A 25,236-nucleotide genomic window follows, 5' to 3' on the forward strand; every position below is an offset into this window, starting at 1 on the left:
GTAACGCCGCTTCAGTTACCGGCGCAAAGTTTGCACCTATGTATGTAATAGGGTTGAATGCCGGCAAGGGGTTGGCTCAAAGGAACTTATCATGCACCTGACATTTCTTGGTACTGGCGCGGGCGCGCCCAGCCTGCAGCGCAACGTCACGGCCATTGCGCTGACGCTGTCGAAACGCGGCGAGACCTGGCTGTTCGACTGTGGCGAAGCGACGCAGCATCAGTTTATGCGATCGGCGCTTAAGCCCGGCAAGCTGGAAAAAATCTTTATTACCCATTTGCATGGCGATCACATCTTTGGCCTGCCGGGTCTGCTCACCAGCCGTTCGATGGCGGGCCTGACCGAGCCGATGACGCTGTACGGTCCGAAAGGATTGCGCCAGTTTGTCGAGACCGCGCTCAGCCTGAGTGGCTCTTATACCGGCTATCCGCTGGAGATTGTTGAGATCGAAGCCGGTCCGGTGCTGGATAACGGTGAGTTTCGCGTCACTGCTTATGCGCTGAATCACGTGGTCGAGTGCTATGGCTACCGCATCGAACAGCATGATAAGCCGGGCTTCCTTGACGCACCGCGCCTGAAGGCGGAAGGCGTGCCGCGCGGCCCATGGTATCAGGATCTGAAACAGGGCAAACGCATCACGCTGGAAGATGGCCGCGAGATCAACGGTGCCGACTATCTTGGCCCGGCCACCAAAGGCAAAGTGCTGGCGATCTTCGGCGATACCGGCCCTACCGAGGTGGCGTTGCAGCTGGCGGCGAACGCCGATGTGATGGTGCATGAAACCACACTGGAAGCGGCGATGGCGGAAAAAGCCAACGGGCGCGGCCACTCGACTACGGTGCAGGCGGCCAGCGTGGCACAGCGCGCTGGCGCAAAACGCATGATCGCTACGCACTTTAGCTCGCGCTATTTGTCACAGGATCGGGAAAGGCTGCTGGCTGAGTGCCAGTCGGTGTTTCCGGCCACCGAACTGGCCCATGATTTTGCGATATTTGAGGTGTAGCGCTTATTCCGGCACGATTTGCGTCACGCTGTAGTGACCGGTGCCGGCGGGCACCAGCTTCTGGTGCAGCCACGGCAGCAGCTCTTCCATCTGCGCTTTCAGCTTCCACGGCGGGTTGATGACAATCATCCCGGACGCGGTCATGCCGCGCTGATCGCTGTCCGGACGTACTGCCAGCTCGATCTGCAGAATATTGCGGATGCCGGTGGCTTCCAGATCCTTCAGCATGTGCTTGATCTGCTGGCGCAACACCACCGGATACCACAGCGCATAGACACCGGTGGCGAAACGTTTGTGACCTTCCTGAATGCCTTTCACCACATCCTGATAATCGCTTTTCATTTCGTACGGCGGGTCGATAAGGATCAGGCCGCGACGGGTCGGTGGCGGCAGTTTGGCCTTCAGCTGCTGATAACCATCCGCGCGTTCAACGCGGGCGCGCGCATCTTTACTGAACTCACTGCGCAGCAGCGGGTAATCGGTCGGATGCAGTTCGGTGAGCTGCAGCTTATCCTCGTCGCGCAGCAGATGGCGGGCGATCAGCGGCGAGCCAGGGTAATAGCGCAGCGTACCGGTTGGGTTAAGGTTGCGAATCGCCGCCAGATAGGGCTTCAGCAGCGCCGGTGCGTCCGGCTGTTGCCAGATACGCGCAATGCCTTCCAGATATTCGCCGGTACGTTCGGCGTGCTCACCGCTCAGCTGGTAACGTCCGGCACCGGCGTGGGTGTCCAGATAGAGGAAAGGTTTCTCCTTCTCCATCAGGGCGGTAAGGATCAGGCTTTCAACGGTGTGTTTCAGCACGTCGGCGTGGTTGCCGGCATGAAAACTGTGGCGATAACTCAGCATAAAAAAGAGGGGTCCGCGGTTGGATCAATGAAGTCGAATAGATCGTGTGTGGCGCGATTATAGCCGCGCCGCATAAAAATTGCTGACGTTTTACCATCCGCTTAAGTTTTCAGCGCCCGGGTCGCTTTAGCGGAATGCGACCGGTCTGGTAGAGAACTAATTTCACTTAGGGATAATTCGACTCTCGAAATTTTACCGCAGATTAAGTAAGTTAGTAGCCGAAAACGAAGCGGTCGCGAGCGAAATGCCAGGAATGCGTCTCTGGCAAGGAAACTTTTCGGCCATGGCCGTATAATTTTTTGCTTCAAGCATCCTTAATAACTCCTGGTGACAATAATGAAAAAAATGACTGGTATCGCGGTGGCAAGCCTGCTGGCACTGGCTGGTTGCGCGAAACAACAGCCTGTTCATAGCCTGGTAACGCCGCCCGCCGCCGACGCTCAGCCGATGGCTGAATCCGCTGCACGGCCTGACGGCCAGCCGTTTGTAACCGAAGCGCCAGCCCAGCCGGCCGCTGCCTCGTTCGCTGACGATCGCGCCAGCAATATTCAGCAGTGCCGTAAAGAGCTGGATGCGATGCGCCTCTACAGCCAGGCGTCTTATGACAGCTACCAGGCGGAGTTCCAGAAAATTGGCGCGCAGACCAACAAATATCTGCAGATTAAAGATTCGATTGGCGCAGATATTAACGATTTAGTCATGCCGCGCTATCAGTTCCAGATCCGTGAACTATGCTTCCGCATTAAAACCCGTCTGTCACAGCTGATTATTCGCCAGGCCGGTTAACAATAACGGCGCAAGCCGACCCCTTTTTTAACAGCGCGACAACCTCGCGCGGTGGATGGCTTCATCTCAATTAACATATTGAGATGAGGCCTTTTGTTTTCTTAGCGGCAAGGAGCCGCGACTGGAGGTTTTGATGACACAGCGTCATCTGCTGGCGGTGCTGATTAGCGCGGCCTTACTGCTACCCGGACAGGCCGCGTCAGCGGCTGATGATGACATGCTGCGCGCGTTCAGCGAAGCAGCGCGCACCCTGCCGCCGGCACCGGCAGCAAAACCACAGCCACCTGCAAAACCGGCCGCTAAACCGGCGGCGAAAACCGTCAGCAAGGCAGAGAAAAAAGCCGCAACAGCGCCCGATCACAGTGCGGAACTGACGCGTCTGCGCGCGCGCGTGGCGGAGCTGGAAAAGCTGTCTGCGGCACCTGCGGTGAAAGCGGACGATGCGTTAAAGGCGCAGCTGGCTGCCAGCGACAAAAAACTGGCAGCGCTCAGCGCGGAGAAACAGCAGCAGGAGAAAAACATCGCCACGCTGCAGCAGGCGCTGAAAGAGGCTCAGCAGCAGCAAAGCGCCGGCAGTGCCCAGCTGACGAAACAGCTCAGCGACGCGCGCGCAGCGGCCACCCAGAGCGTCGACGCGCTGAAAGCGCTGAAAGCCGAAAACGAGAAAGCGCTGGCGGCGTTGCAGGCTGAGAGCAAAAAACAGCTCAGCGCCCAGCAGGCCGTGAACGACAAAAAACTGGCGGCGCTCAGCGCGGAGAAGCAGCAGCAGGAGAAAAACATCGCCACGCTGCAGCAGGCGCTGAAAGAGGCACAGCAGCAGCAAAGCGCCGGCAGCGCCCAGCTGACGAAACAGCTCAGTGACGCGCGCGCGGCGGCCACCCAGAGCGCCGACGCGCTGAAAGCGCTGAAAGCCGAAAACGAGAAAACGCTGGCGGCACTGCAGGCTGAGAGCAAAAAACAGCTCAGCGCCCAGCAGGCGGCAAGCGACAAAAAGCTGGCGGCCTTACAGGCAGAAAACGAGAAGGTGCTGGCGGCGCTGCAGGCTGAGAGCAAAAAGCAGCTCAGCGCCCAGCAGGCGGAAAGCGATAAAAAGCTGGCGGCATTACAGGCTGAAACCAAACAGCAGCTCAGCGCACAACAGGCTGAAAGCGCCCAAAAACTGGCCGCGCAGCAGACTGCAAGCGACAAGCAGCTGAAAGCGTTACAGTCTCAGCAGACGGAAAGCGAGAAGAAGCTCACCGCACTGCAGACGCAGCAGGCCGAGCGTGAAAAACAACTCGCTGCGCTGGATAGCGAAAAACAGCAGCAGGCGCACAATCTGGCGCAGCTGACGCGGGAACTGGAGGCAGCGAAGCAGCAACCGGCCGCCGCGCCGAAACTTTCTGCCCCGAAAAGCGATGCCGAACGCGATGGTTATACGCTGGGTCAGTTCATCGCCAGCAATGCGGTGGTGCAGCTGCAGATGGTCAAAGACATCGGCCTCAGCATCAGTATGGATCAGCTGATTGCCGGCTTAACCACCCAGCTGCAAAGCGGTGATTCGCTGCTTGATGGCGAAGAGATGGCGCGCCGTTACGCCACTATGCAGGCCTCCATTGGCAAAGGACTGAACGCACTGATTGAAAAAGGTTACGCGCAGCTGGACAAGAAAGTGGCGAAGCGTAAAGCGCTGAAGAAAGATCTCGGCATGCAGTGGTTTGCGGTGAAAAGCGTCAAAGGCAAACTGCTGCCGGACCAGCAGGCAGCGGTCAGTGTCCGCGTCACCACTCTGAGCGGCAAGGTAATCAACGATTTTTCGCACGATCAGGTGCCGTTCAACGACAGCCTGCCGCCACTGTTGCAGGAAGGCATGTCGCTGACTGGTAAAGGCGGCGCAGTGGAAGGCTGGGCGCTGGCGAAAGATATTTACGAGCGCGAGCCGCTGCCACCGTGGGTCGCGCCGTATGATGTGATCCATTATCAGCTGACCATCAAATAACCTCTGGCCCGCCGTCTGGCGGGCTTTTTTTTCAACATTGCGCGCTAGATCGCGCCGCTACTGATACGTGCACTTATTGTAGCGGCGCGATTCATCGCGCGTTTTTCTCTCTGCCCTTGCGGGTGGCATTGATTTTCCCCTCGTCTGGCCGCATGTTAGTAAAATTGCGTCGCGCCCCTGCGCGCGGCCCCACTCCATGATGAAAGGACTGCGCTTATGACCAATCCGTTACTCACGCCTTTTACGCTACCGCCTTTTTCCGCCATCAAACCTGAGCACGTGGTTCCCGCTGTAACTGAAGCGCTGAACGACTGTCGCGCGGCGGTGGAGCGCGTAGTGGCGCAGGGCGCGCCTTACACCTGGGAAAATTTAGTCCAGCCGCTGGCGGAAGTGGACGATCGCCTGGGCCGCATCTTCTCGCCGGTCAGCCATCTCAACTCGGTAAAAAACAGCCCGGAACTGCGCGAAGCCTACGAGCAGACGCTGCCGCTGCTGTCCGAATACAGCACCTGGGTGGGTCAGCACGAAGGCCTGTATCAGGCGTATCGCAACCTGCGTGAGGGCGAGAGCTACGCACAGCTGGATACCGCGCAGAAGAAAGCGGTGGATAACAGCCTGCGCGACTTTGAGCTGTCCGGTATCGGCCTCGATAAACAGAAACAGAAACGCTATGGCGAGATCGCCGCGCGCCTCTCCGAGCTGGGATCGGCTTACAGCAACAACGTGCTGGACGCCACCATGGGCTGGAGCAAACTGATCACCGACGAAGCTGAACTGGCGGGAATGCCGGAGAGCGCACTGGCCGCAGCCAAAGCGCAGGCGGAAGCCAAACAGCAGGAAGGCTGGCTGCTGACGCTGGATATCCCGAGCTATCTGCCGGTGATGACCTACTGCGACAACGCCGCGCTGCGTGAAGAGATGTATCGCGCCTATTCCACCCGTGCCTCCGATCAGGGCCCGAACGCCGGTAAATGGGACAATGGCCCAATCATGGCGGAAGAGCTGGCGCTGCGCCACGAGCTGGCCGAGCTGCTGGGCTTTGACTCGTTCGCCGACAAATCGCTGGCAACCAAAATGGCGGAAAGCCCGTCTCAGGTGATCGACTTCCTGAACGACCTCGCCAAACGCGCGCGCCCGCAGGGTGAAAAAGAGCTGGCGCAGCTGCGTGCCTTCGCCAAAAAAGAGTTTGGCGTGGATGAGATGAATCCGTGGGATCTCACCTATTACGGCGAGAAGCAGAAACAGCATCTGTATACCATCAGCGACGAACAGCTGCGTCCGTACTTCCCGGAATCACGCGCGGTGAACGGCCTGTTTGAAGTGGTGAAGCGCATTTATGGCATCACCGCCAAAGAGCGTACCGACGTGGATGTTTATCATCCGGACGTGCGTTTCTTCGACCTGTACGACGAGAGCGGCGAGCTGCGTGGCAGCTTCTACCTCGACCTTTACGCGCGCGAGCACAAGCGCGGCGGCGCGTGGATGGATGACTGCGTCGGGCAGATGCGCAAAGCCGATGGCAGTCTGCAGAAGCCGGTGGCGTACCTGACCTGTAACTTCAATCGCCCGGTACAGGGCAAACCGGCGCTGTTCACTCACGATGAAGTGACCACACTGTTCCACGAGTTCGGCCACGGCCTGCACCACATGCTGACGCGCATCGAAGCGCCGGGCGTATCCGGCATCAACGGCGTGCCTTGGGATGCGGTCGAGCTGCCGAGCCAGTTTATGGAAAACTGGTGCTGGGAGCCGGAAGCGCTGGCGTTCATCTCCGGCCATTACGAAACCGGTGAGCCGCTGCCGAAAGCGCTGCTGGATAAAATGCTGGCGGCGAAGAACTATCAGGCGGCGCTGTTCATTCTGCGTCAGCTGGAGTTCGGCCTGTTCGATTTCCGTCTGCATACCGAATTTGATCCGGCGCAGGGCGCGCAAATCCTCGAAACCCTGCGTGAAGTGAAAAAACAGGTTGCCGTAGTGCCGAGTCCGGAGTGGGGCCGCTTCCCGCACGCCTTCAGCCACGTGTTTGCCGGTGGCTACGCGGCGGGTTACTACAGCTATCTGTGGGCCGATGTGCTGGCTGCCGATGCGTATTCGCGCTTCGAAGAAGAGGGCATCTTCAACCGTCAGACCGGTCAGTCGTTCCTCGACAACATCCTGACGCGCGGCGGTTCCGAAGAGCCGATGGAGCTGTTCAAGCGCTTCCGCGGCCGTGAACCGCAGCTGGATGCGATGCTGGAACACTACGGAATTCAGGGATAAACCTGCTTGTGAAGATCGGTTTAGTGGATGAAACAGGCGCCGGAGACGGCGCCTTATTACATTTGGCGCAGCGCTGGGGGCTGGAGCAGGACGACAGCGCCACGCTGGCGCTGGTGCTGACAGCTCAGCATCTGGAGCTGCGTAAAGTCGATGAGCCAAAGCTTGGCGGCATCTTTGTCGATTTCGTTTCCGGCGCGATGGCGCACCGGCGCAAATTTGGCGGCGGACGCGGCGAAGCGGTGGCGAAAGCGGTGGGCATCAAAGGGGATTATCTGCCCGACGTGGTGGATGCGACGGCAGGATTGGGGCGCGATGCCTTTGTGCTGGCCGCGCTGGGCTGTCGCGTGCGTATGCTGGAGCGTCATCCGGTGGTCGCGGCGCTGCTGGAAGATGGTTTGCGGCGTGGTTATGAAGATGCGGAGATCGGCGGCTGGCTGCGCGAGCGGCTGACGCTGCTGCATGTGGTCAGCCAGCAGGCGCTGAGTGATATCACGCCGGCACCGGACGTGGTGTATCTCGATCCGATGTATCCGCACCGGCAGAAAAGCGCGCTGGTGAAGAAGGAGATGCGGGTGTTTCAGTCGCTGGTGGGGCCGGACGAGGATGCCGATGCGCTGCTCGAACCGGCGCGCCGTCTGGCGAAGAAGCGCATCGTGGTGAAGCGCCCGGATTACGCACCGCCGCTGGCCGGCGTCGCCACCCAATCGGCGGTGGTGACCAAAAGCCACCGTTTCGATATTTATCCGCCGTTGTCGTAAGCAGTCACTATGGGCTTAGCGGCGTGAATCATCGCGTCGCTGCAAGCCATATAATTTCATATCATGACGATGCATAACGTGGATTGTGCATAGCCATAAGTTAACTGGTTAAAACTCATATCTTTACTGTCTTCCGCCCGGAAATTCACTCCTTCCAGACTTATGCTAACCCATCAAGTATATTTCCGTTATTTTTTTTTGATATCAGTGTTGCTATTTTTATGTTTTTTGTTTTTAAGGGTGAAATTACTGATAAACATCCGGCTATATAAGATTTTTCCCCTAAGAGATTAATCTTAATATTTATTTAAGTCATTGATAAAATTAATTATCTGTATTTTTTATCTGGATTTGTTTTGCGACATGTCTCAATAAGAAAGTGCGGTCCTTGTTGATATTATTTCCGCGTTAAGGATGGGGCTTTCATTGTGCTCTCTCATCCGGGAAATTTCTCAACGCTAACCTGGTTGTTTAGCGTGACTATTAAAATACATGGACTAAATAAATTATGAACGCCATCCCCGTTAATGTCGCCGTTGTAGACAAAAAAACGGTTGTCGAAGCGCAGGTGCTTCGCAACGGTAAAAATGGAAAACCAGTAAAAATCAAAGCCATTGCCAATGGGAAATATATCCTTGCTGAAGGTGAGAAGGGTGTTGCACCTGAAAACATCACCGTCAAGCGCGTAGGCAAAAGTCTCTGGGTTATCCTGGAGGATGGCGATCTGGATAAACCCGACCTCATCATTGAGGATTTTTTTGTTTACCCTGGCCAGCTGGTTGGTAAAGCAGAAGATAACGCTTTCCATGAATACATCGCCTCTGATGCGCGTGATGATCACGAAGCTGCAGCGCTTGCTGATGGCGATTATTCAGCGCTGGTACTCGGGTCAGATTCCGTCCCGGGGCTGGATAATCTGCTGATTGCCGAAAATGGTCTGATTAATCCGATGTTGTTAGGCCTGGGTTTACTCAGCGCTATTGGTGCAGCGGCAGGCATCATTTATCACAATCACAAAAAAGATCACGGTAAGTCAGGTGAGGGTGAAGGCGGGAATCTGCCTGATCCGGTATTCACGCGAGGCGCAACCATTGATGCGGTGACGGATAACGTGGGCGCCATTCAGGGACCGCTGGCCAGCGGCGACTATACCGATGACGCGACGCCAACTCTGAGCGGCACCGGCACCAATCCTGGTAATACTGTTGAGATCTGGGATAACGGCACAAAAATTGGTGAAGCCATTGTCGATCAGGACGGTAACTGGACATTTACGCCAGGCACGGCGCTGGCTGAAGGCGACCATAGCTTTACGGTGATTGAACGCGACGGTAAGGGTAACACCAGCCAGCCTTCCGAACCGTTTGAGCTAATTATCGATCTCAAAGCGCCAGCACAGGCGACGCTGGACAGCGTATTCGACGATCACGGTTCGCTCACCGGGTTGATTGCCAACGGCGAGGCCACCGATGACAATACGCCGACCCTTTCCGGCAAAGCGGAACCGTACAGTACCGTATCGATCTACGACAACGGTGAAAAAATCGGTGAAGCACTGACTGATGCCAACGGCAACTGGACCTTCACCCCTGCAACGGCACTGGCTGATGGTGAGCACGCATTCACCGTGGTAGCTGCCGACCGTGCCGGTAATATCGGCCTGCCCTCTGCTCCTCACATCATCACTATTGATACGCAGGCACCGGTAAATCCGGGCATTGGTGAAGTCACTGACAACGTGGGTAGCATTGTCGGACCGGTAGACAACGGCGGCAGCACCGACGACAGGACTCCTACCATCGGCGGCGGCGGCACGCCTGGCGACGTGGTAACCATTATTGATGACGGCAAGCCGATTGGCAGCACTGTCGTGGGTGATGACGGCAAGTGGGAGTTTACGCCGGAACAACCCCTGGAAGATGGTGAGCACAACATCGGTATCATCATCACCGATCCGGTCGGCAACGAGTCTGCACCTTCAGATGATTACACCATTATTGTCGATACCCAGGCACCGGATAAGCCGCGCATTGTTGCGGTTATCGACAATCAGGGTGAACAGCAGGGTGAACTGCAGCCGGGCGATACGACCGATGATGCGCTCCCGACCATAAAAGGCGAGGCTGAAGCTGGCAGCATTGTTAACCTGTATGACAATGGCGTGCTGATTGGCTCCGCGCGTGCAGACGCCGCAGGCAACTGGGAATTTACTCCGAACAAACCGCTCAGCAATGGCGGACACTCTCTCACGGCAGAAGCAACTGACGCGGCGGGTAACGTCAGCGAAACGTCTGACAGCTTTGATTTCACCCTGATCACCGGTGGTGTGCCAAGCGCGCCGGCGATTATTGGTGTGCTGGACGATGTGGGTGATATTCAGGGCAACGTCGCGAAAAACGGTGTCACCGATGACACCCGCCCAACCGTTCATGGCACGGCGCAGCCAGGCTATACCGTTTCCGTTTATGACGGTGATGTGCTGCTGGGCACCACCACCGCTGATGAAAACGGCCGCTGGCACTTTACACCGGAAGTGGACCTGGCTGAAGGTGAACATCAGCTGTCCGCTACTGCTACCGATGCGGCGGGCAACATCAGTCCGCAGACCGGCGTGTATCCGATTATCATTGACACTACCCCGCCAGAAAATAGCGGCGACAACACCCTGACTGATGATGTCGGCGCGATTCAGGGGCCGATTAACAGTGGCGATACCACTGATGACGCCACACCTACCTTTGACGGTAAAACTGAGCCGGGCGCTGTGGTGATTATCCGTGATAACGGTGAAGAAATTGGCCGCGTTGTCGCGGACAAAGACGGTAACTGGACATTCACCCCGGAACAACCGCTGGCCGAAGGCGATCACAGCTTTTCTGCGCAACCGGTAGATAACGCCGGTAACAAAGGTGAAGAAAGCGCGCCAGTCGACTTCATCGTCGATACCTCTGGTGTTGAAGTGACGATTATCAACGTCTATGACGACGCAGGCGAAGCTGGCTACGTGCAAAAAGGTGGCGTGACTAACGATGCTACGCCGACCATCAATGGTTCAGCGACGCCAGGTGCGCTGATCCATATTTATGACAACGGTGAGCTGATTGGCTCCGCGCTGGCAAATTACAAGGGTGAATGGTCATTTACACCAGCGGAGCCGCTGAATGAAGGCGAACACAGCTTTACTGCCACGGCGACGACCGAAGCCAATGGCGTCAGCGCACCGACCGCACCGTTTGATCTGATCATTGATATCACTGCCCCAGGCAATGACGGCATTGACGAGGTGCAGGATGACGTAGGTAGCGTTCAGGGACCCGTTGAAAGCGGCGAGGTGACTGATGACAGCACGCCAACGCTGGTTGGTGGCGGCACGCCGGGTGACGTGGTGACCATTATTGATAACGGCGAAACCATCGGTAGTACCGTCATCGGTGATGACGGCAAGTGGGAATTCACGCCAGAAACGCCACTCAACGACGGTGAACACAAGTTTGAAACCGTAATCACCGATCCGGCGGGTAACACCAGCGAACCGTCCGATCCTTACACTGTCATCGTGGATACCACCCCACCCGCGAAACCGGAAATCGGCGATATCATTGACGATGTCGGTAACGAAACCGGGCCTATCGAAAACGGCGAATCAACCGACGACACGCAGCCGACCATCGGCGGTGGCGGCACACCGGGTGACGTAGTGACTATCATCGACAACGGTAATCCAATCGGCAGCACCGTGATCGGTGACGATGGCAAGTGGGAATTTACCCCGGAAGAGCCGCTGGAAGACGGCGAACACAATATCGGCATCATCGTGACAGATCCGGCAGGTAATGAATCCTCACCGTCTGACGATTACACCATTATCGTGGATACGCAGGCGCCAGAAAAACCTGTAATTAAAGAAGTATATGATAATCAAGGTGATAAGCAGGGTGCACTCAATCCGGGTGAGGTGACGGATGACGCCCAGCCGACCGTGCGCGGCGAAGCGGAGCCGGGTAGCCTGGTCAACCTGTATGACAATGGCCAACTGGTGGGTTCAGCTGTCACGAATGCTGAAGGCCAATGGGAATTCACGCCAACCCGACCGCTGCTGAACGGTGCGCATTCACTCACTGTGGAAGCAGTTGATGCGGCCGGTAACATTAGCGAACCGTCCGACAGCTTTGACTTCATGCTGGAGGCCGGCGGCGCGCCGACCGCACCGGCGATCACTGGCGTAGTGGACAACGTCGGAGATGTGCAGGGCGCAATTGAAAAAGGCGGCGTGACCGATGATGTCCGTCCTGGCATTAACGGTACCGCGCAGCCAGACAGCGTAGTCACCGTGTATGCCGATGGCAAAGTGCTGGGGACCGCCCTGACGGATGCCGCAGGCAAATGGTCATTCACGCCAGATAGTGACCTGGCCGAAGGGCTGCGTAATCTGAGTGCTACCGCGACCAACGCGGCCGGTAATATCAGCCCGTCAACCGGACTCTACCCGATTGTGATTGACACCACCGCGCCTGATGCCAGCAGCGATAATCAGCTGACGGATGACGTTGGCGACATTCAGGGGCCGATTAATAGCGGCGACACTACGGATGACGCGCAACCAACCTTCAGCGGTGTGACCGAGCCGGGTGCGACCATTATTATCCGCGACAACGGCCAGCCGATTGGCAGCGCGGTCGCCGGTAAAGACGGCAACTGGCGCTTTACGCCGGACCAGCCGCTGGCGGATGGCGATCACAGCTTCACTGCGCAGCCAGTTGATAAAGCCGGTAATAAAGGTACGGAAAGCCAGCCAGTTGACTTCATTGTCGATACCTCTGCGGTGCTGGTGACCATCAATAGCGTTTATGACGATGCGGGTTCTGTCACGGGCAACCTGACCAGCGGTGCGGTCAGCGATGACACCACGCCAACCCTCAACGGTTCGGCGACGCCAGACGCGCTGATTCACATCTATAACAACGGCACGCTCATCGGTTCCGCAAAAGCCAACTACAAAGGCGAGTGGAGCTTTACCCCAGATGTTGCGCTGGCGGAAGGTGAACATCACTTTACGGCTACGGCGACAAACGCCGCCGGAACCAGCGCTGAGTCGTCACCTTTTGACCTCACCATCGATCTGACCCCGCCAGTCGTGGGCGGTATTGATAGCGTCCTGGATGACGTGGGCACGGTGCAGGGCCCGGTCGACAACGGTGGCATTACTGACGACACCACGCCAACGCTTGTAGGTGAAGGCGTGCCGGGCGATGTGGTGACCATTATCGACAATGGTGAAACCATCGGCAGCGCGGTAATTGGCGAGAATGGCAAGTGGACCTTCACGCCGGAAACCCCGCTCAACGACGGCGAGCATAAATTTGAAACCGTGATCACCGATCCGGCCGGCAACAGCAGCCAGCCGTCCGATCCGTACATTGTGACTGTTGATACGCTGGCGCCGAACAAGCCAGCGATTACCGAAGTGTTTGATGACCAGGGCGATCGCACCGGTGCGCTGAAATCCGGTGATACCACCGATGACAGCATTCCTACCGTGAAGGGCACTGCGGAAGCCAACAGCCTGGTGAAGATTTATGACAACGGTGAACTGATCGGTAGCGTGCGCGCTGACGGGCAGGGCAACTGGCGCTTCGAACCGGGCAAACCGCTGGTTAACGGCGCACACTCGCTGACCGTGGAAGCGATCGACGCGGCGGGCAACGCTAGCGAGCCATCAGAGAAGTTTGACTTCTCGCTGGCAGCCGGCGGTAAGCCAACGGCACCGGCTATCACTGGCGTGATGGACAACGTAGGTGACATTCAAGGTGCAATCCAGAAAGGCGGTCTGACCGACGACGCGCGTCCGACCATCAACGGTACCGCCCAGCCGGGCAGCATCGTTACGCTGCTGGTTGATGGCAAAGCTGTGGGCAGCACCCAGGCCGATGGCGCCGGGAACTGGTCATTTACGCCGGACAGCGATTTGGCGGATGGTGTGCGCAACATCACCGCTACCGCCACTAACGCGGCCGGTAATATCAGTCCGGAAACCGGGGCGTATCAAATTGATATCGATACCTCCGCGCCAGAAGCCAGCAAAGGTAATCAGCTGATTGACGACGTTGGCCTGGTGCAGGGTCCGATTAACAGCGGCGACATCACCGATGACGCGACGCCCACCTTTAAAGGTAAAACCGAGCCGGGCGCCACGGTAATCGTGCGCGATAACGGTAATGAACTGGGTCGCGCGGTAGCTGATAAAGACGGTAACTGGAGCTTCACGCCGGATCAGCCGCTGGCGGATGGCGACCACAGCTTTACCGTTCAGCCGGTGGATAAGGCCGGTAACAAAGGGCCGGAAACTGACGCCATTGACTTCACCGTCGACACCTCCAAAGTGGTGATTGCTATCACTCAGGTGTATGACGATGCGGGCAGCATTACCGGTAATCTCACGTCCGGTCAGGTGACAGATGACACCACGCCGACCCTGAAAGGCACCGCAACCGGCAACGCGCTGGTGAAAATTTACGACAATGGCCAGCTGATTGGCAGCACGGTGGCAGCCAAAGACGGCAGCTGGAGCTTTACGCCTGGCGTTGCGCTGAGCGAAGGGCCGCACAGCCTGACGGCGACCGCCACCACGCCGGCACACGGCGAGAGTGAGGCCACAGCCGCCTTCGATATCACTATTGATATCACGGCGCCAAACAACGCGGGTATTGAGGATGTCCGTGATGACGTGGGTACAGAGCAGGGCACCGTGGACAACGGCGGCGCGACTGACGATACCACGCCAACGCTGACTGGCGGCGGTAAACCGGGCGACGTGGTAACCATTATCGATAACGGTGAAACCATCGGCAGCGCGGTAATTGGCGAGAATGGCAAGTGGACCTTCACGCCGGAAACTCCGCTCAACGACGGTGAGCACAAATTTGAAACCGTGATCACCGACCCGGCGGGCAACAGCAGTAAGCCGTCGGATCCTTATGTAGTGAATGTGGATACGCAGGCACCGAATAAGCCAGCGATCACTGAAGTGTATGACGATCAGGGCGATCGCCGTGGACCAATCGCTGCAGGCGACACCACTGATGATGCGACACCGACGGTACGCGGTACCGCTGAAGCCGACAGTCTGGTGAATATTTATGACAATGGCGTGCTGATAGGCTCAACCCGCACCGACAGCAAAGGCAACTGGAGCTTCGAGCCACCGTTACCGCTGGCCAACGGTGCCCATGCGCTGACAGCGGAAGCGGTAGATGCCGCTGGTAACGTCAGCGAGTCGTCAGACAAGTTTGAGTTTGGCCTGATCAGCGGCGGTGTGCCGAATGCGCCGGCGATTACCAGCGTAATGGATAACGTAGGAGACATTCAGGGCCTGGTGCAGAAGGGAAGCGTCACCGACGATGCACGACCAACCATTAACGGTACCGCACAGCCGAACAGCCTCGTTACGCTTTATGCAGACGGCATTAAGCTGGGCACGGTAACGGCAGACGCCAACGGTAACTGGAGCTATACGCCAGCCAGCGATCTGCGTGACGGCGTGCATAACATCAGCGCGACTTCCACCAATGCTGCCGGCAACGTCAGCCCGGAAACCGGCGTCTATCCGATTGAAGTGGATACCACGGCGCCAGGCAACATCATCAATCCGGTACTGACGGATGATGTCGGCCAGGTACAGGGGCCGATTCGCAGCGGCGAGACCACCGACGATGCCACGCCGACCTTTAGCGGTAAAACTGAGCCGGGCGCTACAGTAATTGTGCGCGACAACGGCAAAGAGTTGGGCAGAGCGGTCGCCGATGACAGCGGTAACTGGACGTTTACCCCGGGCACGCCGCTGACAGATGGCAAGCACAGCTTCACCGCGCAGCCGGTCGATCTCGCCGGTAATCAGGGCCCAATTGGCGGGGCGATTGACTTTACCGTCGATACTTCTGCGGTGGTGGTAGCGCTGACTCGCGTGGAAGACAACGCCGGCAGTGTCAAAGGCGATCTGAGTTCCGGCCAGGCCACCGATGACACCACGCCAACGCTGTATGGCACCGCGACGCCGAACGCGCTGGTGAAAATTTATGACAACGGCAAGCTGATTGGTCAGGTAAGCGCTAACGCGCAGGGCCAGTGGAACTTCACGCCGGGTACAGCGCTCAGCGAAGGTTCGCACGCCCTGACCGTGACGGCGACCACTGAAGCACACGGCGAAAGTGAGCCAACCAGCCAGTTCGATCTGCTGATTGACATCACCGCGCCGAACAAGGGCGTGATTGACTCCGTCAGCGACGACGTCGGCACGGTTCAGGGACCAATTGGCAAAGGCGGCTACACCGATGACACCACGCCAACCCTGTCTGGCCGCGGTACGCCAAATGATAAGGTCACCATCATCGATAACGGTACGCCGATTGGTGAGGTCACCGTTGGTAACGACGGGCGCTGGAGCTTTACCCCGACTACGCCGCTTAACGATGGTACGCACAACTTCACCGTGGTGATGACCGATCCGGTGGGCAACAGCTCGGCACCGTCTGACGTCTGGCCGGTGATTGTCGATACCCAGGCACCGAATCCGGTAGTGCTCACCAGCATTATGGATAACGTTGGCAGCGTGACCGGCCCGATTCAGCGCGACGGCACGACCGATGATAAGCGACCAACGCTGAATGGCACCGCCGAGGCCAATAGCCTGGTGACCATTTACATTGGTGAAGTTGCAGTAGGCTCGGTGAAAGCGGATGCCAGCGGCAACTGGAGCTTTACGCCGGGCAGCGATCTGGCTGACGGACGCTATGAGTTCACCGTCACTGCCACCGACGCGGCCGGTAACACCAGCTACCCAACCCAGCCGTGGGCGATAACCGTTGATACCGTGGCGCCGAACCTGCCAGCGATTGTACGCGTCTACGATGACGCCGGCAGCATCACCGGTGATGTGCTGAACAACGGCATTACCGATGATAAGCGGCCGACCATCAGCGGCACCGCCGAGGCCAACAGCACCGTTACCGTATACATCGACGGTACGGCTGCCGGTACGGTACGCACCGATGGCAGCGGTAACTGGAGCTTTACCCCGGGCAGCGATCTGGCCGATGGTCTGCACCGCATTACCGCCACCGCCACCGATACCGCAGGCAACACCAGCGGCCAGACCGCGGCGTGGAACATTACCGTAGACACCGTGGCACCGAACGCACCGGTAATTGTCACCATTGAAGATGATATCGGCAGCATTAAGGGCAACATCGATAAAAATGGCTTCACTGACGACAAGCGGCCAACCATCAACGGCACCGCCGAGGTCAACAGCCTGGTAACCATCTACATCGACGGCAAAGCGGTGGGCAGCACCCGCGCCAATGGCAGCGGTAACTGGAGCTTCATCCCGGCCAGTGACCTGTCGGACGGACTGCATCACATCAGCGCCAAAGCCAGTGATAGCGCTGGCAACAGCAGCGGTGAGGCTGTGACCTGGGATATCACCGTTGATACAGTGATCAGTACCCCGACCATCGATACGGTGTATGACAACGCCGGCAGCAAAACCGGTAACGTGGCTAACGGCGGTAAAACCGATGACACCACGCCGACGCTGTCAGGCAAGGCGGAAGCCAACAGTGTGGTGACCATTTATGATGGCAGCACCAAACTGGGTTCGGTGACTGCGGGCGCGGATGGTAAGTGGACCTTTACGCCATCGCCAGCGTTGAGTAAAGGTACTCATAATTTCAGCGTACAGGCAACGGATCAAGCAGGTAATAACAGCGAGAAATCTCCTGGCTGGAACATAATAATTGCTAATGATGTAGATTTGGTTAAAGGTTCAGAGGACTTTAATAATGCCGGTGGTACCGGATATAAAAATTCATATACTCTTCCTAGTGGACTTACTTTTTCCTCTGATGGTGAATGGCAAATAGGGGGGAGCAAAAATGGAACAAATATTTTGGCGATGTGGCAGTATACCACGGTTACATTTACCTTTGGAGTCAATAAAGTAATATCAGACATTGAGTTTACTGTTTTAGGATGGGGATCTGTTCAGGGGCAACCTTCAAGGCCAATGACAATCAAAATTTTTGATGAAGAAGGAGTATTAATATCGACTCAATCAATCTGGGCCAATCTCTACGAATCTAAAAAATTCGAATATGTTGCCCCAGCAGGAAAAGTAATCGGTAAAGTTGAAATGTATACAGATGACCCTTATGGTCTTGGTATAGATAATGTTAGCTGGAGTAAGCATAGTAATGCTGCTTCCTCAACTGCCTATAATGATTTTATAACATCGGAAGATGAAAGCCTTTCTTATATGGTTCAGGATTCTCATCGATTTGAAAAAGAAGAAGAACCCTTATTTACACATGAAAATGAAGAACTGAAAAATATGAATCTTTCAGAGCTTATAGTTTTTTCATCTGAAGGTATTGGCCTTATCTCTTCCAATCAATCAATAATTGATGGTTCGATTGATGACAGAATAATCCTCTCTGATCTCCTTAAGGATGGCACCGATCTCGGCGACTGGTCACAGGTGGCGGGCACGATTACTCAGGGCGGCCATGTCTATGATGTTTATCGTCACAGCGGAGTGGAAGGTGAATTGCTGGTGCAGCAGGGGGTAAAAGTCGAACTGGATAATCATTAATCAGCCGTGGCTTTTTTAACCTGTTAACCATCAATACTAATCGGGTGCCCTTGTGGGCACCCGTGGAGGAGTTATGAAAACTTTCAGCCTTACCCTGCTGGCCGCACTGCTGGCCGGTTCCGCCACCTTTAGTCATACCGCGCTGGCGGCAAAACCGTTCGGTGAACTGTATCAGCCGGTGAGCGGCGTATCGGCATCGCAGACCCAGGTGGTGTACTACCGCACACTGGCGCAGTCGGGCAATGATGCGGCGCACGTGTATGTCGACGGCGAATTCCAGACCGCGCTGCTGCCGGGCGGTTTCAGCGTATTTTGCCTCAAACCGGGCAGCCACTCGCTGGATAACTACATGAAAGACGCGCCGCGCTACAGCGGCAAGCGCGCCCAGGCGTGGCGCGACAACTTTGCCGGCGGCACCACCTACTTTGTGCGCCTCGGCAACGTCACCACTGGCCAGCCGCAGGTGGTCAGCCGCCAGCAGGCGGAGCGGGAACTCAACGGAGCGCAGCAGCAGATTCACGCGCTGTCGCGCGCATCATCGGTAGTGAAGTGTGACAACCTCGCGCCGCGCAGCTACAAAGACTACGTGCTGGCCGGTGACGTGCTGTTTAACTTTGGCAAATCGTCCATTGGCGATATCTCCGCCGCCGGCCGCCGCGCGGTCGGCGCGCTGATTGCCGAGCTGCAGCGCGATCGCGCCGAGCTGAAAAGCCTCGAAGTGATTGGTCACACCGACCCGATTGGTAACGCCAGCGCCAACCGCCAGCTCGGTCAGCAGCGCGCTGCTACGGTACGCCAGATGTTGATTGACGGCGGCCTGCCGGCCACGGTGATCCGCGCCAGCAGCGCGGGCAGCAGTGAACCGGTGGTGGAGTATTGTGAAGGGTCGCGCGCCGCACAGATTGCCTGTAACGCGCCGAATCGCCGGGTCGTCGTACGGGTGGCGCTGAACCAACAGCCGTAAGCGTCAGGAATTTCCCTAAGCCATGTTGTAGTTGTTCTGTTATTGCAGTCTTTTGCCCCTCGGTCCGAGGGGCATTTTTACTGGTTATTCCTCTTCCTCGTCGCGCAGCGGCACAATCAGCATATCGATATGCACGGTATTGATCAGCTGGCGCGCCGACGACATCAGCTTGCTCCAGAAATCCTGATGATGGCCGCACACCACCAAATCGACATCGTATTTTTTAATCGCGTCCACCAGCACCTGGCCGAGATCGCCGCTGCCGCTCAGGGTTTCGCTAATCGGGTAACCGGCGTTGGTGGAAAGCTCGCGCAGCGCGGTGTGTGTCTCTTCCGAAATTCGCTTCTGCATGTCGCCGAGGTTGACGTCAATCAGCCCGGTGTAGAGATCTGAATAGTTCACGTCAACGTGAATCAGCGAGATTTTTGCATCATAAGGACGGGCCAGTGATACCGCTTTATCAACCAGTAACTGGCTTTCCGGGGAAAGGTCTACTGCAATCAGGATGTGTTTATAAGCCATGATAAAACTCCTTTCTCAAGATTCTGGGGCAACCGAATTTCTGCCGTTCGGCTGGCGTAATCCTTTGCGCGTAACGGCGATGAAGCGCCACCAACCACAATGTCAGCCACGCAGGCGAATAATTGTTATATCCCGAGTATAGCCAGAGTGGGTAGCAAATGCTGCAAACCGAAGCCCGGCTGTGAGTCAGATCATGGGTTATCGCTTTTTTCGCTCGCGCTGAACGAAAATCATCGCTGGAAAAAATTTAAACAGATCTCCTACACTGAAAATGAGGGCCACTCCCGTCCGGGTAGCGCGCTCAGGTCCGCATAACAACAATGCAATTCGATTCATCTGTGGCTGGCTTATTTCCCGTGGGGCGTCTGCAGCTTTTCCCCGCTGCAGGTAACGTCATTGCGGCTCCAGCCGGGAGGGGAACATGATCAGCACTATCGCGCTTTTTTGGGCTCTGTGTGTGGTTTGTCTGGTGAATATGGCGCGTTACTTCTCATCGTTGCGCTCACTGCTGGCGGTGCTGCGCGGGTGCGATCCGTTGCTGTATCAGTATGTTGATGGTGCCGGTTTCTTTACGTCCCACGGTCAGCCGAGCAAGCAGGTGCGGCTGGTGCGCTATATCTGGGAGAAACGCTATCGCGATCATCACGACGATGAATTTATTCGTCGCTGCGAGCGGGTGCGTGGTCAGTTTGTTCTGACCAGCGGGCTGTGTTTTCTGGTGGTGGTGAGCCTGATCGCCTTAGCGATTTGGCACTGAGAGGGGGAGCGGGTTCTGTCGCGGCGCGCTGTGTTGTATTCGCAACGCACTACGACAGAACCCTGCAACGCTGAAGCGTTAAATCAGCTTCAGCGCAATCCAGTACAGCGAGCCAGATAGCAAAATACACACCGGCAGGGTGAATACCCAGGCCATCGCGATATTTTTGATGGTGCGGCTTTGCAGACCGCCGCCATCTACCAGCATGGTACCGGCAACCGACGATGACAGAATGTGCGTGGTCGAAACCGGCATCCCGGTGTAGCTGGCGATACCAATCGACACCGCCGCCGTTACCTGGGCCGACATGCCCTGCGCATACGTCATTCCTTTTTTACCGATCTTCTCGCCGATGGTGGTCGCCACGCGGCGCCAGCCAATCATGGTACCAATGCCGAGCGCCAGCGCGACCGCCACGATAATCCAGACCGGCGCATACTCAATGGTGCCGAGCAGATCGCCTTTCAGCTTATTAAGGAAGCGCTTATCGTCGGCGCTGGTCTCCGGCAGCTTAGCGGCTTTGTCCGCGGTGTCGGAGATGCACAGCAGCAGACGACGCATCTGACCGCGCTGGTCAGGCGTGAGATCGCTGTAGCTCTGCAGATTACCCAGCAGACCCTGCGCACGGTTAATCGCATCAAGCGCACGGGAGCTATCACAATGGAACTCCTGCGGGCCGCCGAGCGACTCTTCCGGCGTCGGCACCGCCGGTGGCGCCATCTGCACGATGTGCGTCAGCGACTGGCCGTGCTGCTGGTAATACTGCTCCAGATGGTTCACCGCATCGCGCGTGCGGGTGATGTCATAACCGGAGGCATTCATATTCACCACAAATCCCGCCGGTGCGACGCCAATCAGCACCAGCATGATCAGGCCGATGCCTTTCTGACCGTCGTTGGCACCGTGCGAATAGCTCACACCAATGGCGGAGACAATCAGCGCGATACGCGTCCAGAACGGCGGCTTTTTCTTGCCGTCGATCTTCTCGCGGTCAGCAGGTGTCATGTGGATGCGAGCCCGTTTTTTGGTGCTGCTCCAGTAGCGACGCAGCAGGAAAATCAGGCCACCCGCAATGATCAGACCAACAATCGGCGACAGAATCAGTGAGAGGAAAATATTGATGACTTTCGGCAGGTTCAGCGCATCCACCACCGACGTGCCGGTCATCAGCGCATTGGTGAGACCAATACCGATGATGGCGCCGATCAGCGTGTGCGAACTGGACGCCGGTAAGCCGAGATACCAGGTACCGAGATTCCAGATAATCGCCGCCAGCAACATGGAGAACACCATGGCAAGCCCATGCGCCGAACCGACATTCAACAGCAAATCGGTTGGCAGCATATGCACGATGGCATAAGCCACGCTCAAACCGCCGAGCAGCACACCTAAGAAGTTGAACACACCGGCCATCACAACCGCCAGTTGCGCCCGCATCGCACGGGTGTAAATGACTGTAGCGACCGCGTTGGCAGTGTCGTGAAAGCCGTTGATTGCTTCGTAAAACAACACAAACAGCAGAGCAAGAACCAATAACAGGCCGGTGCTTAGGTCAAGACCAGCAAACAGATGTAGCATAAACGTTACGCCATTTTGGAGGACATGAACGCGGCGCATTATCTGCGACAACGTGCGCTATGGGAAAGAAAAATATAGCTCTTTTTTGTCTTAAATTTGTCATCCGGCAGGTAATTAAAGGCAAAAAGACCGCAAAATGAGCAAGTTACAATATGACACATTTACGGCAATTTTTTGTCGCTGGCGCGAAAAGCCGCAGATCTCTACAATCAGCGCCTTTCAATCAGGTGGGTTATGGCCGTGGAAAAGTTTGACGTTATCATTATTGGTGCAGGCGCGGCCGGCATGTTCTGCGCGGCACAGGCCGGGCAATTGGGCCGTCGCGTATTGCTGCTGGATAACGGCAAGAAGGCAGGGCGCAAAATCCTGATGTCCGGCGGCGGCCGCTGCAACTTCACCAATCTCTACACCGAACCGGCGGCGTACCTGTCGCACAATCCACATTTCTGTAAATCGGCGCTGGCGCGTTACACCCAGTGGGATTTCATCGATCTGGTTAATCGTCACGGCATCGCCTGGCACGAGAAAACTCTCGGCCAGCTGTTCTGCGATGATTCGGCGCAGCAGATTGTTGATCTGCTGCTGAAGGAGTGTGAAGCCGGCCAGGTGACGCTGCGGCTGCGCAGCGAAGTGCTGAACGTGGCGCGCGACGACGACGGTTATACGCTGCAGCTGAATGGCTCGGCGGTTCGTGCGGACAAGCTGGTGATCGCCAGCGGTGGTCTGTCGATGCCGGGACTGGGGGCAACACCGTTCGGTTATAAGGTGGCGGAACAGTTTGGCCTGCGCGTCCATCAGACGCGCGCCGCGCTGGTACCGTTTACGCTGCATAAGCCGCTGCTGGAGCAGCTGAACACGCTTTCCGGCGTGGCGCTGCCGACCACCATCACTGCTCAGGACGGCACGCTGTTTAAAGAGGCGATGCTGTTTACCCACCGCGGCCTGTCCGGTCCGGCGGTACTGCAGATTTCCAGCTACTGGCAGCCGGGCGAGTTTGTCACCGTCAACCTGTCGCCGGAGACCGCGCTGGACGATTTTATCGACGTGCAGCGTGCGGCGCATCCCAACCTCAGCCTGAAAAATAGCCTGGCGAAGATCCTGCCGAAGCGGCTGGTGGAAGTGTTGCAGGAGCTGCAGCAGATTCCGGACGTGACGCTGAAGCAGCTCAACAGCAAGCAGCAGAGCGAGCTGGTGACTACGCTGCACCAGTGGCGCGTGCAGCCAAACGGCACCGAAGGCTATCGCACCGCCGAAGTGACGCTGGGCGGCGTGGATACTTCGCAGCTGTCGTCTAAGACCATGGAAGCACGCGATGTGCCGGGGCTCTATTTCATTGGCGAAGTGGTGGACGTGACGGGCTGGCTCGGTGGCTATAATTTCCAGTGGGCGTGGAGCTCAGCGTGGGCGTGCGCGCAGGCGGTTTAATTTTTTAATAGTCGAGTGGTTTTTCCCTCACCCTAACCCTCTCCCGCAAGCGGGAGAGGGAACTGACCAGTGCATGCCTTTCACATTTCCACTCGCTGCGCCTTCCCGGTTAACAAATGTTACGTACTGCATTCCCCGCCCGCAGCGGACCGCTCCCTCTCCCGCTTGCGGGAGAGGGCCGGGGTGAGGGCAAACCCAAACCCAAACCCAAACCCAAACGACTAAGAATCTCCCCCATTTGTCAGACTGCACTGACCGGCGCGTAGGCCTGGTCTCATTAACCTTAAACCTGCCAGTCCTTAAAATAGCCTGAGGCCAGCCGGTCAGCACAGGGGAAGCGCAGGGATGAAAGACGCATACATGGATTGGTTCATTCACCACTTTATTCAGCCGCCGCGCCAGGCGCGCGTGCGTTTGCTGGCTTATACCGGCGGGCCGGTGGCAGCGCATCAGCTGGCGAACAGCCTGCCGCGCTGGCTCACTAACGATGTGCAGCACCTGCGACGCGGCATGATGCGCGAGTACCGGGCGCAGATTAACGGCATGGCGCATTTTCCGGCGCTGGTGACGGATTTCAATGACGCGCGCACGCTGGCGCTGGGGGAACTGCAGCCGCAAAGGTGTAAGCTAAGGCTGGTGATTAGCCCTGCAGCCGGGAAATTTTTCCTTTTCGACCAGACAGGCGATGTATGGATAGGTTGTATTTAACGTCTGATTTGTTTTGGACACGCCATGGCAGGGGAAATTAAAGCCTGAAAGGATGCTGCTACAACAAAATTTTGTCGCGCTGTTAAAGTTAGCATTTTGTTGTTATCGGATTATTCCCTCCGTGTCAAAAATCGAGCGCTGTTAACGCAAGAAAATTTTATTAACTAAAAGTGACATCATTGTGATGTCCTTGATGCGCACGCCAGCATGGCATTAAGCGATGAAAAACCGCTTCTTGCCAGGCAATTAATTTTGCTACGACTGATTTCACGTGGGTGCAGTCCCATTTCCCGTGCAATCAACGACGGTTTCACTCCGCGTAATAAAGCACAAATAACGCGTTTTTCACGTATGAGGGCGTTTTTCCCGATTAACTGTTCTTCAATAGACTCAGGGTTAGCTTGCAGCAGATTATGTATTACCTGATGCAGCGTCGTTAATTTTTCTTTTTTCATTACCACATCACTGAAGTCTGCATCCAGGAGTGTGCGACGCATCGCCTTAGCTTCTTCATCCAATAAAATCAACGTGCTGCCTTTGAACCATTCAGGAATGAGAAGTAACTCTGCCAGACCTGCCGCATCACGAGGCAGGTCGGTAATCACTAAATCGGCATAACTAAACATGAGCTCATCTGATATCGCTTCTGGCGCACCCAGTATCGTTTGCACTTCACATCCCGGGAGTGAACGGCAAAGCTCTTGTAAACCGGTCTGCGCAAAATTGCAGCTTAGCGCAATAATGATTTTTTTGGGTTTATTATCGTCACCAGTGTTGAACAGAATATCCATTCCCATTTTTGTGCTCTTATTTTATGACGGTTTGTGAAATTGTTTACAGGGTGATTAATTGCGACATAAAGATCATACGATTAATGTTCTTACAAAGATATGGGATTGTTCATCGGTGTCGTGTAGGACATGGCCTACGTTTTGTTATTTGATTATTATTGATTATTTGTTGAATTTATTAGTCTAATAGTTGGATAGAGGAAGTTTATATTTGGC

The 25,236-nt window shown here is 56.4% G+C and carries 14 protein-coding genes; 10 read left to right on the forward strand and 4 right to left on the reverse strand.

Annotation, left to right across the window (positions count from 1 at the left end; all coding sequences use genetic code 11):
• The first annotated feature begins 91 nt into the window (after positions 1 to 91).
• Positions 92 to 1,003: a ribonuclease Z gene (gene rnz / locus AC6I79_RS01120; RefSeq protein ID WP_058759345.1), complete on the forward strand. Its 912-nt coding sequence runs from the start codon at positions 92 to 94 to the stop codon at positions 1,001 to 1,003.
• 3 nt (positions 1,004 to 1,006) lie between these two features.
• Here the strand turns inward: rnz and AC6I79_RS01125 are convergent, their stop codons facing one another.
• Positions 1,007 to 1,849 (reverse strand): 23S rRNA (adenine(2030)-N(6))-methyltransferase RlmJ, encoded by an 843-nt coding sequence (locus tag AC6I79_RS01125; protein ID WP_021508100.1) that lies wholly within the window; start codon positions 1,847 to 1,849, stop codon positions 1,007 to 1,009.
• 336 nt (positions 1,850 to 2,185) lie between these two features.
• Here AC6I79_RS01125 and AC6I79_RS01130 point away from each other — a divergent pair, with 336 nt between their 5' ends.
• The 6 genes from AC6I79_RS01130 (at position 2,186) to AC6I79_RS01155 (ending at position 19,239) form a co-directional block, all read left to right on the forward strand.
• Positions 2,186 to 2,635, forward strand: coding sequence for a YuaE family lipoprotein (locus AC6I79_RS01130; protein ID WP_021508101.1), 450 nt, complete (start codon positions 2,186 to 2,188; stop codon positions 2,633 to 2,635).
• Between the two features lie 133 nt (positions 2,636 to 2,768).
• Positions 2,769 to 4,613: a hypothetical protein gene (locus AC6I79_RS01135; protein WP_498027519.1), complete on the forward strand. Its 1,845-nt coding sequence runs from the start codon at positions 2,769 to 2,771 to the stop codon at positions 4,611 to 4,613.
• Positions 4,614 to 4,829: 216 nt separating this feature from the next.
• Positions 4,830 to 6,872, forward strand: coding sequence for an oligopeptidase A (gene prlC / locus AC6I79_RS01140; protein ID WP_211724982.1), 2,043 nt, complete (start codon positions 4,830 to 4,832; stop codon positions 6,870 to 6,872).
• Positions 6,873 to 6,880: 8 nt separating this feature from the next.
• Positions 6,881 to 7,630: a 16S rRNA (guanine(1516)-N(2))-methyltransferase RsmJ gene (gene rsmJ / locus AC6I79_RS01145; RefSeq protein WP_021508104.1), complete on the forward strand. Its 750-nt coding sequence runs from the start codon at positions 6,881 to 6,883 to the stop codon at positions 7,628 to 7,630.
• A gap of 508 nt (positions 7,631 to 8,138) precedes the next feature.
• Complete coding sequence (locus tag AC6I79_RS01150) at positions 8,139 to 18,275, forward strand: Ig-like domain-containing protein (protein ID WP_498027520.1); 10,137 nt, start codon at positions 8,139 to 8,141, stop codon at positions 18,273 to 18,275.
• Between the two features lie 73 nt (positions 18,276 to 18,348).
• Complete coding sequence (locus AC6I79_RS01155) at positions 18,349 to 19,239, forward strand: OmpA family protein (protein WP_021508106.1); 891 nt, start codon at positions 18,349 to 18,351, stop codon at positions 19,237 to 19,239.
• Between the two features lie 84 nt (positions 19,240 to 19,323).
• On the opposite strand, the gene uspA is transcribed toward AC6I79_RS01155, so the two are convergent.
• On the reverse strand, positions 19,324 to 19,761 hold the full coding sequence (gene uspA / locus AC6I79_RS01160; RefSeq protein ID WP_021508107.1) for a universal stress protein UspA: 438 nt from the start codon (positions 19,759 to 19,761) through the stop codon (positions 19,324 to 19,326).
• Between the two features lie 421 nt (positions 19,762 to 20,182).
• Here uspA and uspB point away from each other — a divergent pair, with 421 nt between their 5' ends.
• Positions 20,183 to 20,518 carry a universal stress protein UspB gene (gene uspB / locus AC6I79_RS01165; RefSeq protein WP_010618665.1) on the forward strand — a complete coding sequence of 112 codons (336 nt, stop codon included), beginning with the start codon at positions 20,183 to 20,185 and terminating at the stop codon, positions 20,516 to 20,518.
• 78 nt (positions 20,519 to 20,596) lie between these two features.
• Here uspB and pitA read toward each other — a convergent pair whose 3' ends face one another.
• Positions 20,597 to 22,096, reverse strand: a complete 1,500-nt coding sequence (pitA, locus tag AC6I79_RS01170) for an inorganic phosphate transporter PitA (RefSeq protein WP_021508108.1) — start codon at positions 22,094 to 22,096, stop codon at positions 20,597 to 20,599.
• A 240-nt stretch (positions 22,097 to 22,336) separates the two neighbouring features.
• Here pitA and AC6I79_RS01175 point away from each other — a divergent pair, with 240 nt between their 5' ends.
• Together AC6I79_RS01175 and AC6I79_RS01180 are read left to right on the forward strand one after the other, a co-directional pair.
• On the forward strand, positions 22,337 to 23,521 hold the full coding sequence (locus AC6I79_RS01175; protein WP_031279812.1) for a BaiN/RdsA family NAD(P)/FAD-dependent oxidoreductase: 1,185 nt from the start codon (positions 22,337 to 22,339) through the stop codon (positions 23,519 to 23,521).
• A gap of 360 nt (positions 23,522 to 23,881) precedes the next feature.
• Positions 23,882 to 24,229, forward strand: coding sequence for a hypothetical protein (locus AC6I79_RS01180; protein ID WP_136548270.1), 348 nt, complete (start codon positions 23,882 to 23,884; stop codon positions 24,227 to 24,229).
• Between the two features lie 176 nt (positions 24,230 to 24,405).
• On the opposite strand, the gene AC6I79_RS01185 is transcribed toward AC6I79_RS01180, so the two are convergent.
• Positions 24,406 to 25,026: a hypothetical protein gene (locus tag AC6I79_RS01185; protein WP_021312984.1), complete on the reverse strand. Its 621-nt coding sequence runs from the start codon at positions 25,024 to 25,026 to the stop codon at positions 24,406 to 24,408.
• Positions 25,027 to 25,236 lie beyond the last annotated feature (210 nt).

The sequence above is a fragment of the gamma proteobacterium symbiont of Scutellera amethystina genome (genome assembly GCF_059730845.1).

What these genes read in the sequence shown, in the direction of transcription:
- AC6I79_RS01185 (WP_021312984.1), bottom strand. Translation starts at nt 25,026, where the DNA reads ATGGGAATGGATATTCTGTTCAACACTGGTGACGATAATAAACCCAAA.
- prlC (WP_211724982.1), top strand. Translation starts at nt 4,830, where the DNA reads ATGACCAATCCGTTACTCACGCCTTTTACGCTACCGCCTTTTTCCGCC.
- AC6I79_RS01135 (WP_498027519.1), top strand. Translation starts at nt 2,769, where the DNA reads ATGACACAGCGTCATCTGCTGGCGGTGCTGATTAGCGCGGCCTTACTG.
- AC6I79_RS01130 (WP_021508101.1), top strand. Translation starts at nt 2,186, where the DNA reads ATGAAAAAAATGACTGGTATCGCGGTGGCAAGCCTGCTGGCACTGGCT.
- AC6I79_RS01155 (WP_021508106.1), top strand. Translation starts at nt 18,349, where the DNA reads ATGAAAACTTTCAGCCTTACCCTGCTGGCCGCACTGCTGGCCGGTTCC.
- AC6I79_RS01150 (WP_498027520.1), top strand. Translation starts at nt 8,139, where the DNA reads ATGAACGCCATCCCCGTTAATGTCGCCGTTGTAGACAAAAAAACGGTT.
- pitA (WP_021508108.1), bottom strand. Translation starts at nt 22,096, where the DNA reads ATGCTACATCTGTTTGCTGGTCTTGACCTAAGCACCGGCCTGTTATTG.
- rnz (WP_058759345.1), top strand. Translation starts at nt 92, where the DNA reads ATGCACCTGACATTTCTTGGTACTGGCGCGGGCGCGCCCAGCCTGCAG.
- AC6I79_RS01180 (WP_136548270.1), top strand. Translation starts at nt 23,882, where the DNA reads ATGGATTGGTTCATTCACCACTTTATTCAGCCGCCGCGCCAGGCGCGC.
- uspB (WP_010618665.1), top strand. Translation starts at nt 20,183, where the DNA reads ATGATCAGCACTATCGCGCTTTTTTGGGCTCTGTGTGTGGTTTGTCTG.
- AC6I79_RS01125 (WP_021508100.1), bottom strand. Translation starts at nt 1,849, where the DNA reads ATGCTGAGTTATCGCCACAGTTTTCATGCCGGCAACCACGCCGACGTG.
- uspA (WP_021508107.1), bottom strand. Translation starts at nt 19,761, where the DNA reads ATGGCTTATAAACACATCCTGATTGCAGTAGACCTTTCCCCGGAAAGC.